At 36.8% G+C, this 12152-nt stretch carries 12 protein-coding genes; all 12 read right to left on the reverse strand.

Annotation, left to right across the window (positions count from 1 at the left end; all coding sequences use genetic code 11):
• Positions 1 to 17: 17 nt before the first annotated feature.
• Positions 18 to 998: a glycosyltransferase family 4 protein gene (locus RMO68_RS00390; protein WP_310438743.1), complete on the reverse strand. Its 981-nt coding sequence runs from the start codon at positions 996 to 998 to the stop codon at positions 18 to 20.
• The gene (locus tag RMO68_RS00395; protein ID WP_310438744.1) at positions 991 to 1854 is read right to left on the reverse strand and encodes an NAD-dependent epimerase/dehydratase family protein; all 864 of its coding nucleotides are present in this window, start codon (positions 1852 to 1854) and stop codon (positions 991 to 993) included. Before RMO68_RS00395 ends, RMO68_RS00390 begins: the two co-directional genes overlap by 8 nt.
• Positions 1851 to 2612, reverse strand: a complete 762-nt coding sequence (locus RMO68_RS00400) for a glycosyltransferase family 2 protein (RefSeq protein WP_310438745.1) — start codon at positions 2610 to 2612, stop codon at positions 1851 to 1853. The genes RMO68_RS00395 and RMO68_RS00400 overlap by 4 nt, the downstream gene beginning before the upstream one ends.
• A complete protein-coding gene (locus RMO68_RS00405) occupies positions 2597 to 3493 on the reverse strand; it encodes a glycosyltransferase (protein ID WP_310438746.1) in 897 nt (298 codons plus the stop codon). The genes RMO68_RS00400 and RMO68_RS00405 overlap by 16 nt, the downstream gene beginning before the upstream one ends.
• 29 nt (positions 3494 to 3522) lie before the next feature.
• The gene (locus RMO68_RS00410) at positions 3523 to 4605 is read right to left on the reverse strand and encodes a DegT/DnrJ/EryC1/StrS family aminotransferase (RefSeq protein WP_310438747.1); all 1083 of its coding nucleotides are present in this window, start codon (positions 4603 to 4605) and stop codon (positions 3523 to 3525) included.
• Positions 4602 to 4961, reverse strand: a complete 360-nt coding sequence (locus tag RMO68_RS00415) for an FdtA/QdtA family cupin domain-containing protein (RefSeq protein WP_310438748.1) — start codon at positions 4959 to 4961, stop codon at positions 4602 to 4604. Before RMO68_RS00415 ends, RMO68_RS00410 begins: the two co-directional genes overlap by 4 nt.
• 3 nt (positions 4962 to 4964) lie before the next feature.
• Entirely contained in the window at positions 4965 to 5942 is a 978-nt protein-coding gene (locus RMO68_RS00420) for a hypothetical protein (protein WP_310438749.1), read from the reverse strand.
• The gene (locus RMO68_RS00425) at positions 5935 to 6738 is read right to left on the reverse strand and encodes a methyltransferase, TIGR04325 family (RefSeq protein WP_310438750.1); all 804 of its coding nucleotides are present in this window, start codon (positions 6736 to 6738) and stop codon (positions 5935 to 5937) included. Before RMO68_RS00425 ends, RMO68_RS00420 begins: the two co-directional genes overlap by 8 nt.
• 44 nt (positions 6739 to 6782) lie before the next feature.
• Entirely contained in the window at positions 6783 to 8672 is a 1890-nt protein-coding gene (locus tag RMO68_RS00430) for a B12-binding domain-containing radical SAM protein (protein ID WP_310438751.1), read from the reverse strand.
• 13 nt (positions 8673 to 8685) lie between these two features.
• Positions 8686 to 9501 (reverse strand): acyltransferase, encoded by an 816-nt coding sequence (locus RMO68_RS00435; protein WP_310438752.1) that lies wholly within the window; start codon positions 9499 to 9501, stop codon positions 8686 to 8688.
• Between the two features lie 151 nt (positions 9502 to 9652).
• Positions 9653 to 10684, reverse strand: coding sequence for a phytanoyl-CoA dioxygenase family protein (locus RMO68_RS00440; RefSeq protein ID WP_310438753.1), 1032 nt, complete (start codon positions 10682 to 10684; stop codon positions 9653 to 9655).
• A 59-nt stretch (positions 10685 to 10743) separates the two neighbouring features.
• Positions 10744 to 12096, reverse strand: a complete 1353-nt coding sequence (locus RMO68_RS00445) for a hypothetical protein (protein WP_310438754.1) — start codon at positions 12094 to 12096, stop codon at positions 10744 to 10746.
• Between the last annotated feature and the right edge of the window lie 56 nt (positions 12097 to 12152).

Genomic DNA, 12152 nt, shown 5'->3' on the forward strand with positions numbered 1-12152 from the left:
ATTTTAGTAGGTGTATTTTAGCTAAACGGTGTCCTTTTATCAATGAGTCTGATAACAAGATAAAGTCCCAAGATATAAATAACGCTATAGGGCAATTCATAGGGAGAAGATAACAGCCAAAACAGCGGAATAGTTCCGATTATATTGATTCCCATTCCTATTAATACGGTTTTTTGATGACTCCATCCCGCTTGGGTAATACGCTGATAAGCATGTTTGCGATGGGCTTGAGAGAGTTTTTCATGCTTTTTAGCTCTTCGGATAAGAGTAAGGGTTGCATCGACCCAAAAAAGTCCCAGTAATATTAACCAACTGTAGAGAGGAATGTGATGATTCAAAGAATCAAGCAATAAAACGGCAAAAATAAATCCTAAAAAGGTACTCCCAATATCTCCCATAAATATTTTGGCTTTTTGCCAATTGAAGAGTAAAAAACCGAGTACAGAAAGGACAATCAGATAGCCAATGTCATATCCGAATAAAATGGCGACGGCAAATCCTAGAAAAATGGCTTCACTTCCTGCATATCCATCGATTCCATCCAAAAAATTATAGAGATTAATAAGCCAAATCATCGCTAGCACAATCGGGAAGGCAAGCCACCATCCGCTCAGCTCTATAAAAGAAAGTGAAATTGTTGAAATTCCTCCAAGAGCATAAAGAGCCAGTATCGAAGAGAGTAGTTGTGCTATGAGACGAATTTTACTTCCTAATGTATAAAGATCATCCAACAAACTGACAACAAGAAGAGGAAATGCGGAGCAAAAAGCATAAAACAATTTTGGGTCAAGGAGTCCTTTCGAGTATAAAAGTCCGGCACCTATATAGAAAGTAATAACAATTGCCAATCCCCCGCCACGTGGGGTTGGTAGGGTATGAGAACTTCGCTCATTGGGGTGATCGAGAATGGCTTGACGTATAGCATAATATTTAATAGCCCATGTTAGAAGTGCGGAGAGTAAAAAGACTCCACAACAAAGGAGAAAAATATTAATCATGTTGGTACCACCGAACTGTATTTTCGATTCCCTCTTTTGTTGAGAATAAAGGGGTAAAATTGAGTTTTTTAAAACTGATAGAAGGGTCAAACTCGAGTGAGCCGAAGAGTCGTTGATGAATGGAGGGTTTAATTTGACGGATTAAATTAATTAGCCAAGTTGGAAGCGGTAGGAGTCTCCCCTTTTTTCCTAAAGCGATTTGAATATTTTGAATCAGTTGTGTTGTAGAGACAGGGAAAAGATCGGTCACGAGAAAAATTTCCGATTGAGGATCATTTAAAAGAGTATGAATGAATGCTGTAAGATTTTTAACATATACAATACTTCTTCGGTTATTGATTCCTCCAAAAGGGAGGATTGGCAAGGTATCGCATAGTTTAATGAGATTAAACATATTGGCGCGTACTCCTTCTCCATACACCAGAGGAGTTCGGATAATTGAAACGGTAAAGTTCTCAGAAGACATGCTCAATAGGCCCTCTTCCGCTTGACGTTTACTTTTTCCGTAAGGTTTACTCGGATGTACGGGTGAATTTTCATTAAGGGGAATTAGAGTAGTTTCTTCCCCGTAGACTTTTACGGTACTCATAAAAATAAAATGGGACACCCCGGACTCTTTTGCTTTTTGCGCAAGAGAGAGGGTTAAATCTCGATTGATACGAAGATAATCATGTTCCGGAACTATTGACATTTGATGAACTAATGCCGCGAGGTGGATAACTGCGTCATATTCGTGTAGATCTAAGTTTTCTGGTAAAGTATCGCGGAGTGAGATGGGGATGATTTGATGTTCTGAGATATCTTGAATGAGATGCATACCGATAAATCCACTCGCACCGGTGAGTAATATTTTCATTTTTTTAACAATCCCAAGATTTTTTTAGGGTACTTTGAGAGGATCATGATCCAATTGGTATAAATATTATTTTCTTTACATGCTCTCAAAATTTCTTTATTAAGTATGTAGTTACTTTTGAAATTATTAGTACTAATACCGCCTGTTCTCATTTTAACAATCGGTGATTTGTAATAAAAATAGCTAATTTTTAATTTGCCCAAGAATCTTGCTAAAAGCTCATAATCAGCTGCAATTTTATAATCCGTTTTAAAATAGCCATATTTTTTATATATTTCCCTTTTGATAAAGAAAGTCGGATGCGCAGGCATCCATCCGTAGGCAAATTTTTTTGGTGAGAAATGGCTACTATCATAATAGCGAACTATTTTTTCCAAATTATTAGGATGAACATACACTAAGTCGGCAAACATACTGTCGACCGGATTGTCTTGAAATATTTGAATGACTTTGGAGATGACATGATTGTCAATATAGAAATCATCACTATTTAAAATTCCGACGATATCTCCGGTAGCTAATTTTAGCCCTTTATTCATAGCATCATAAATACCTTTGTCTTTTTCGCTGATAAAGGTCGTGATCTTATCCCCATAGTTTTGTATAATCTCTACCGTTCCATCCGTACTGGCGCCATCAACGATGATGTATTCAATATTCTGATAGGTTTGGGACAAGACGGATTCTATTGCATCTTTGATCGTAGATTTATTGTTATAAACGACAGTAATAATTGAAATCTTCATTGCTTCATCCATAAAAAAATATTCATTATTCTGAGCAATTTGATAAATTTCCTTTTTTTAAAGAAAAAGGTGAATTGACGAAAAGCTTCGGCGGAAGGGGCAACGGTTATTTTTTGAAATGAATAGGATTCTTTATTTAAGGTGCCATTCGCAGGATCAAATTTACCGTGCCATTGAAAGTGAGTACCCCCTTGATACCCTATATGGCGTACAAAAGATTTTCCGGGATAGAGCGTGAGCATATCATGCAAAAAGGCTGAAGCATACCAGCGAATTGCCCAAGAATTATTTTTTCCGGCAATTTGATCTTGAAGCATTTTCGTATAAGGGTAAGAATGGTTGAAATCAAATTGATACGTTAAATTCCTGGATTCGAGCGCATTCAAAAGTTTTTTGCCATCCAATTCAAAGTTTTCCCATCCCCTTTTCCACGTAGCCCATCCCCAACAATCGGCACCTTTGAGAAAAAAAGTTTTCGGCAGACCTTTCATCGGATAAACATGCCCGTGAATACTGGCTACGGATGGGTCATTTTCATAGGCGTTTAATCCGTCGTTCATAAAGGTTAGAAAATGAGGATGGGTTAATAAATCATCTTCCAGTACAATGACTTTTCCGTACCTATTGACGATCTCTGTGACACCGTCAATGATAGACGCGGATAGGCCGAAATTTTTTTCTCGCTCAATTAAGGTTATGGTTTTAAATCCATCAAGCGTTCGAATATAATCCCTTATTATTTTAATGTTTTCATTATCGGTTTGATTTTTTGCACCGTCAGAATAGACAAAAAGATCACTTTCTGAAGCAAGAGTATTCTTTTTCAGGGCATCAACTGTTTTTACCAAAACGTCAAGTCGATCATAAATGAAAATAACAATAGGAGCCAGCATAAGATCCCTTTTATGAGCAGGTAATAGAATTAAAAATTATTTAGTACTTGGCATATGTACTCTACATCATTGTGTGTATGAAAATATGAGATAGGAAGACTCAGTGTGGTTTCATGAATTTTTTCCGATATCGGATAGGTCCCCTCTAAAATACCGTTCATCGCTTTTTGTTTATTAGGTGGAACGGGATAGTGAATCTCGGTTTTGATCCCTTTTTCCAAAAGGTAGTCTTTCAAAGTGTCTCTTTGCTCATGTCGAATATTGAAGATATGAAAAACATCAGAGTAGTCATTTTGACGTAATGGCTTAATAAATCGATCATCTATATTTTCAAAATAGAGGTCAGCTAATTTTTTTTTATGGAGAGTAATAGCGTCGAGTTTTTTGAGTTTAATACTTAAAAAAGCAGCTTGCATTTCATCCAGTCGAGAGTTATAACCTACAAGTTCATTGTAATATTTTATACGGGAACCGTAATTTCTAAGGGCTTTTATTTTTTGAAATGTTGCTTCATCCTTACAGATGATTGCCCCTCCATCCCCTAATGCCCCTAAGTTTTTAGTAGGGTAAAAGCTAAAACAGCCATAATCACCGAATGTACCGGTTTTTTGATTTTTATAGGTTGACCCGTGAGATTGTGCACAATCTTCAATCAATTTTAAATCATAGGCTTGGCATAGTGCAGTGATCGGATCCATGTCACATGACTTGCCGTAAAGATGAACGACCATAATAGCTTTTGTTTTTGATGTAATGGCATTTTTTATTAAATTCGGATCGATATTATAGGTTTGGATATCCGGTTCTACCAATACAGGCTTTAACCCGGCATGAACAATCGCTAATATTGTTGCAATATAGGTATTGGAGGGGACAATAATTTCAGATCCGGCTTCAAATTCACATGCTTTTAATGCTATTGTTAATGCATCGAGACCATTAGCCACACCTACGGCATAGTGTGCGCCGAGGTATTCAGCGAACTCTTGTTCAAAAGTTTCAACACTTCGACCAAGGATATACCAACCGCTTTCAAGAATTTCTTTAAAACTTTTTTCGTATTCCTTGAAAAAAGGGGCATTGAGTTTACCAAGATTTTCGTATTCTATCATTTAGGCTCTTCATGAATATAGTCTGTACTGTCGTAATACTCTGATGATAAAACAAGGAGTACCGTATTTTTCTCAAATTCCATTGTATGCCAATCTTCGGGATTTAATAATAGGCATTTACTCGGATCGGTAAGATCAAAAAATTGTCTATCTTTTCCGTTATTGACATAAATAATGCACTTTCCGTTTAAAGAGATAAGTGCTTGTTGCGTTTTTTTATGAGCATGTCCGCCTCGTTTGGACTCAACACCGTAGATATAAAAAACCCTTTTAATCTCAAATGGCAAGAGTTTCTCGATGACACCAAGGGAACCTCGCTCATCAGCAATGATAGGAATAGGAATGATGTTCGCCATGAGTTAAGTGAACTCCTTCATCGGATAAAAATTTTTCGAATAGAATAAAATTCTTTTTAATATCTTTAATGGATATGTCCAGTTCTTTTCAGGCGAAATATTTTCTATTTTCATAGTAATTCCATAAGGAATAATTTTATCAAAAACTTCTTTCATTTTTTTGACATAGGTGTGATAAAACAATTTTTTGACCTGAGTGTTAATAGCGTATGCTCCAAGAAAACAGGTCGTTTCACCGGAAAACTTTAGTGCATGGAAGTGATAGAAAACAACTTCGAATCTTTGTTGAGTTGAGTGTTCTGTTCCATACATTTTCTCTGAGATATTTTCGAAATCATATTGTTGAACATTCCATGGAGCGAGTCCTCCGCCAAGGTGTTGAAGAACATGAATCCCCTCGAACTGTGTAGGCCAATGATCTAAATATTTCTGATCTCCGAATTTACCGTTTTCATAACGGGCATAGCACCATTCATTGCATGCATTTCTCCACCAATTGAGGACACGCATTCCATTAGCATCGTTTTTAAAGGTCATGAATTGGACACAATAAATCCCGCTTGTGCTGCATCGATCATATTTAGGTGTATAGCGATGTTCTGTAATGAGAACTGATTTACTCCCCATCTCTTCAATCAAAACGGAAGGATCGGAGAAAAAATAGAGATCGGCATCGAGATAGGTGCAAGATTCGGCATTGTATTTTTCAATGATATACTTGATAATGGAAGGAGTACATGTCCAGCAATACTCTCCAGCACTTCTCGTATTCTTAATTTTTAGAAGTTCTTCATCTTCAAATTCTTTGAGAGATATAGTTGTGACAAATTCTAAAGATAATTGGTTAAGTACATCATAGCATTTGTCATCAAAAGCAAAAACATAAAGGTGAAAATTACGATTATGCCTTTTTAGGGATTCGTACATTGCCAATGCTCTTGGGAGATAGTTAGAGTCAAACAGCGTACAAAAATTAAGCATTAGACACCTTTTGTGCCATTATACCGCCAAAACGGACATTATTTGTGTCCCCGTCTATGTCAGAATCAAATTTTTCTAATACGTTATAGCCTATTTTTTCCAGATACGAAAGCAGTTTCGATTGAGAAATGAATCGAATCGGATAGCTAGCTTTATAGATTGAGGTGGGGACATTTTGAATTTTGATAGTTTCTTTTTCATCAAGACTGAATGGTGTTCTATCTATTAGTATAAATTTAGGAGATATATTTGCAATTTCATCCAATATTGCATAGGGATTTTCCAGATATTGCAATACGCTTGATAGGAGGACAAGGTCAGTAGCCATTGCTGCTGAAGCTTCATGGAGAGTCGGGTAAAATTTTAACTGGTCATTTTGAAGCACCTGTTGCCCAAATGCCACAAATTTTGGCTGTTCTACAATACTCCAGTGCAGGTTTAAGCTTTTTAAAAATTTTTTATTTTGAAAATAGCTACTCCCCAAACTTCCGCCAAAATCAACAACATGGAGATTCCCTTTGCAATAAGCTGCAGCATACATTAACGATGCAAGCATAGGCCATGAATAAACGATTTTGTCAAATAAAACTGAATCTCTTTCGCAAGCCGCATCTCCATTTTTTACCGCTAAGACGGCTGTTTTGACCTTTTCAAAAATTATCTCTGAATCATAGCCTTCGCAAGCTGTAGCGGCATCATCCCATTTCAAATAATTTCCGCTATAGCCATATCCGAAAAGTGCTCTAGCATAATACAATACAAAGGGAGGCAATAATTTTTTGAGTATTTTTTTCATGAAGCGTTCAAACTACCATGTTTTGTTTTTGGACGAAGCATTGATTAAATACCGTTACGCAATGAAAAGATAGGTGTATCGAGTTTTTGAATAAAACTACGAAGTGAGCGTTCTTTTCTTCTTGGCCCCTCTCCTAAATCGAGAGTTTGAGTATTTGTTTTGTTTAAGTTATCTTTAACGACTCCGATTCCTTTAAAGAAACGATATTTGATATAATTGACTTCTCTTAGAACCCCGTAAACTAACCCTCTTGGAAGGGTGCTAGTGATTTTTTTCTTGAGCAGGTAATTAAAAAGAATATCTTTGGTATAAAAACTTAGTAAAGCTCTTTGGAAAACAGTTCCGGATTTTGCATAAAAAATTATTTTTTTCAGTTTACGGATAAATTTGTTTTCATCCGAAGAATCGGTAATAATTGAATATCCACCTGGAGTATTGAGGACTCCAAAAATAACAGGATCCATCTCTTTTGGGCCGTATTTTAGAACGTTTTCGTAATAGACGCGTTCTGACTCCAGTGCCATTAAATAGTCCCAGAATAAGAGGTCTTTGAGTTTTTGACCGGATAAATTGACATGGTTGTATTTTGAGCCGAAAGGGAGCATAATGTTTGACAAATAGGCACACTCGTCTTCTAGTGAGGTACCGATTACACCGACTTGCTGTCCATAAGTATAAATCGGGCTTCCCGGAAAAGCCATGGCATAGTTAAGATCACATCCAAATACTGAGGGCTTGACGCCGAGTTTGTAGTAGTACTCACCAATCAATCGGGCACTTTCCATAACCGTTTCATTGGTTTCGCCAGGCATTCCGATAAGGAGTGCGAGAGGAGAGTATACTTTGTGTTCTCTGCAAGCGTTAATCCCTTGCTGAACATCTTCCAAATCAAATTTTTTCTCCATAACATCGAGCATTACTTGGCTTCCGGATTCTACTCCGAATTTTAGTCCTAAACAATTATTCTCTGCATAAAAAGCAATATCCTCTGGAGTTACATTCGTACATCGGACACCGCTGGCTACCCATAACATATCATACTTTTTGAATGTTTCGGCAAGTTTATGGGTATATTTTACATCAGAACCGAAGTTTTCATCGACAATATGCAAACACCCAACATCATATTTTTCTTTGAGTTCAATAAGATGACTTTCAATTCTTTCAATATCGATTGTTTTATAGCCACGTAAAGAACGTTGGCAAAAAGTACATTTTGCCGTACATCCTTTTGACGTCATAAAATTGGCCATATTCGGTCTACGAGTTTTTTCATGTACACGCTTATCGTGTGCAAACCACGGGGAGTGTATCGTTTTTCGAAAATAATTTTGTATAAGTTCAGATTTTCCGTCAAAACCTTTTTCAAGCATTTCATAATCAGACATGAAGAGATCTTCAGTAATTGAACCTTCTCCGTATCCTGTAAATACAAATGTATCATTTTCAAAATATGCGAGGCCTCTAATTTGATCAAGACCGGTATAGTCACCTCTTTTTATATTTTTTTTCAAAAATGCGATCCATGATCGTTCACCTTCTCCGACGAAGCAGAGATCAATATCGGTTGTTTTCATAACGATATCCGAGATGGCTCCTAAATTGCCCCCCATAGCAATAATAGAATCAGGTAAAACTTCACGGATTAATGCAGATATTCTTTTGATTTGTGGATAAGAACTGGAAACAACTGCACTCAGTCCGATTATATCGGGTTTGTCTCTACGAAAAAAATCCCGTATTTCATCATCACTCGGCAAAATCATGTCAATATCATAAAAAGAACAAGTATTTAAATCGTTTGCTTCCATTGCTTTGATTAAAGAAACAATTGCCATTTTTGGCAAAATAGGAAAACTCCCTTGAGCTCTCATTTTAGGATTGGTATAAGAATTCGGATCCTCGGTCGGGACACTGCATAAGCAAACTTTCATATTAAACCTCCAATTAGTTAGTTTTTATCTTGAGTATTTCAAGAGTATTTGAGAGTAGAACCGTATTTGTAATGGTTAATATCAATTTACGGTGTGTGTACATTTCGGTATTGATGGCAATGTCAATACGGCTTTCACCTTTTGGTAAAATGAATGAGGTCGTATCAGCCGAAATAGCTACTTCTAAATCACTGTGATTATTAAATACAATTTCTACGGTTTCAGATCCGTCAAAATTTAGTGCAAAAGAGAATATAGACTCACGGACAAAAATTTTGCGCTGATTATTTTCGTAAGCATATCTAAAACCGGAGTAAAAATAAGGTAAAGAACTCTCATTTTCTGGTAAAAGTTCTTTTAGTGGAGAAAATTCTAACCGTTTTCGGATTACTTTGGTCGGCGCCCCTACAGAAACACTGTAGGGGGGAATATTTTTTGTAACAATACTTCCGGCACCTATGACACTCCCTTTACCGATGACGACACCGGGCATTATGATACTGTTAATCCCAATCCAGCAATCATCTTCGATAATAACAGGTTTGTGAGGGACTGATTTAACCCCGATTACATCTTGTTCTCGTATCGGAAGATAAGGGTTTATCTCAAAATGATGCCCGCCCGAAGAGATAAAAATATTGGGAGCTAAAATACAGCCGGCTCCTATTTTAATTGTGCCGAGTAAAATACATCGATCTTGTAGAGATGTATCAAAACCGATAGTTATATCATCAGAGCCGATTTCAACGTTCCTTCCGATATAGACGTTGTCGTTGAGAGATAAAAAACCTTTGTCATGTATTACAATATTGGTGTGTTTAGAGATCATACAACGGATTCCATAGTGAAAACAGCCACTGTTTTCAATCTCAACAGAAGGATTTATCTTGAGATGAGGAAATGTAAACTTGTATACAATTGTTCTGATCCACCATGGCATTGCTTTGAATAACAGGGAAACCTGTCTCGATAATCTCAAATCAATCTCTGTTGTAATATTCGTAAACTTTTGGATATTTGTTTATCGCATCGGTTAACTCTTTTGTTTTATTGGTAGGAAAGGATGCATCGGAATCCATGCCGAACATGCAGTCGCTAAATTGCATTTGCAGGATTAATCGGTCACCGCTTTTGACAGGAGTCCCTTTATGAAGACCTTTGGTATCTTCAATAATCATGGTTCCTCTCGGAGCCGTATAAAGAATCTCTTCATTTTTGTCAAAATAGTTGTAAATCTCTTCATCACTACTCATTACATACCCTTTTTTCAAAAGATCATAAGGAAGTGCTCCTACTTTATGGGTTCCTTTGATAAAAGCGTGGGGGCCGTTTTCTTCTGATACATCTGTTAAATAGACGAATACTTTAAACCATTTCAATCGTTCCATATCAAAATGATACATTGTTGCCGCTTCCGGATTCGGATCTTTTGAAAAGGTTGTATTCCACCACATTCTTACTCCGTCTACGATGGGTGCACACCCTAAGTATTCTTGTGAAATGGCTAAAAGAACTTCATCAGAAATAAGCTTTTGGACATCCTCATTCTGTAAAAGTTGTGTTGCATGCCAATCGTATCGGATCGTTTCGGGATGTTCGCTATCAAAGCGCATTTTTGTCCGTTCAACTACGGCTGAACCATCAGAACGATAGGGTCTGGCAAAAGCATCGGTTTCTTGAGCAAACTTGACAAGTCTGTCCACGGTCTCACTCTGTAATCTATTTTCGAAAATATAGTATCCGTCCGTATTAAGTTGTTCTGTTATCTTACGAATATCTTGTTGGTTAAATGTCCCCATTGCACCGCTAAGGTCGTGTTTTAAAAGATAAGGTCGTCTAAAAAGGGTGACCATGCTATGGATAATTTCACTCGAGTAACCTTTTGTGATACAAAAAAGTCTTACCATTGAGTTGTAGGTACGTTTGGTCGTAGAACCGGTTACCATGTAAATCACCCAACCCCAAAAGAGGAGAAGTAAATCTATCGGAGACAAGATTATTCTTTTTAGCATGAAAACACCTCTCTAAATCAAAATTTTTATATTGTAAACTTACACACCTTAATATTGCTCTACTTATCTATTTCTTGAGTAATGAGATATTTCCAAAATGCTGGAGAAAGTTCTATTTTTCCATTGAGCGTCTGTTTAAATAAAAAACGTTCTGTTAGTGTCGTAAAATCGGTATATTCCGGATTAAAACCATCGATCATCCGTTTTATTGAGTTATGCACATCGGATGTATTTGTTATTTTAAAAATATCTTCGCAATAGCCAATCGGAGTGGATAAATGACCGAAAAGCATAACAGGTTTTTTGTATTTAATGCCCTCAATCGCTACGGTTCCATTAATGGAAGCGATGCATTCAGCATTTTCTATAAGAGCTTTGCTCGGGGTGCTTAAAGGGATGAGCTCAACATTCTTTATTTTTTTTAGCTCCTGATAAAATTCTTTATTTCTGAAAAAAAAGATATTTTTTAGTTGATACCACCGTGTCTCATTTGCCAGCCCGAATTGATGAGGATGCTCTTTAACATAAAGTTTCCACCCTTTCGGAAGTGCATCCGAAATCATTTTAATAATTGAAATCTGATTTCCAAGCGGGGTCCGAACCATGATTGATGCTTCCGGTTCGAAGTGCATTGCATAAAAAACAAATTTTTCTTTTTGTGTGGGTGCAATTGAGAGGAGATTATAATATTTCGACATTTTATTAAGAAAGAGCGTATTGCTTAGAAGTTCTATCCATTTGACCTTAAATCCGTTAAGGGAAACGGTAAACTTGTCGGTGAGCAAAGAGAGAACCGTGAGGAGTAACATCCCCCAAGGGGTAAATGCAAATGCTTTGAGTTTATCTTTGAGAATGTATTTTGGATCGATTTTGTGTGCGATTGAACGAAATAAAAAGTCATCAATAGTGATTATTGGGGCGGAACCGTCGGCTACGGACAAATCTATGTACTCATTTTTATTATAGAAATTTACCCCTTTTGCTAATAGATCAATACCGTTATTGAGAATAGGATCAAATAAAAACGCAGGAATCTTTCTCTTTTTTGCAATATCAATCGGAATGCTGATATAGGGAGTCCCCAGTTCAATTTCACTGACGAGTACTGCCTCTATCGTTGTGTTTCCGAAGAGATCAAGCCAAAAACTGAGGGCATTGTAATAGATATACTGAATATGACTATAGCTGTTTGTAAAACGCCAAAGGCAATGTTCTACTTTGAGTTGAGTAGCTCGGTATATCTCCATATTCTCATAATTAAGCGGGGCAGGATTTGGAGCTTGTGCTTCATCCATTGTATAGATAGTACCAATATGTGGGTATTTATCTCTGATAGGTTTTTTTTGCTTTTCACTTTCAACGATTAAAATAGCAATATGGATGTGTTCACATGCAGCGACAGACTCTAGCATGTCTTCGCTTCTGTCTATGAGAAGAATGTTTTTTTTATTTATCATCATATGACCGA

Source organism: Sulfuricurvum sp. (assembly GCF_031427015.1).
Classification (GTDB): Bacteria; Campylobacterota; Campylobacteria; order Campylobacterales; family Sulfurimonadaceae; genus Sulfuricurvum.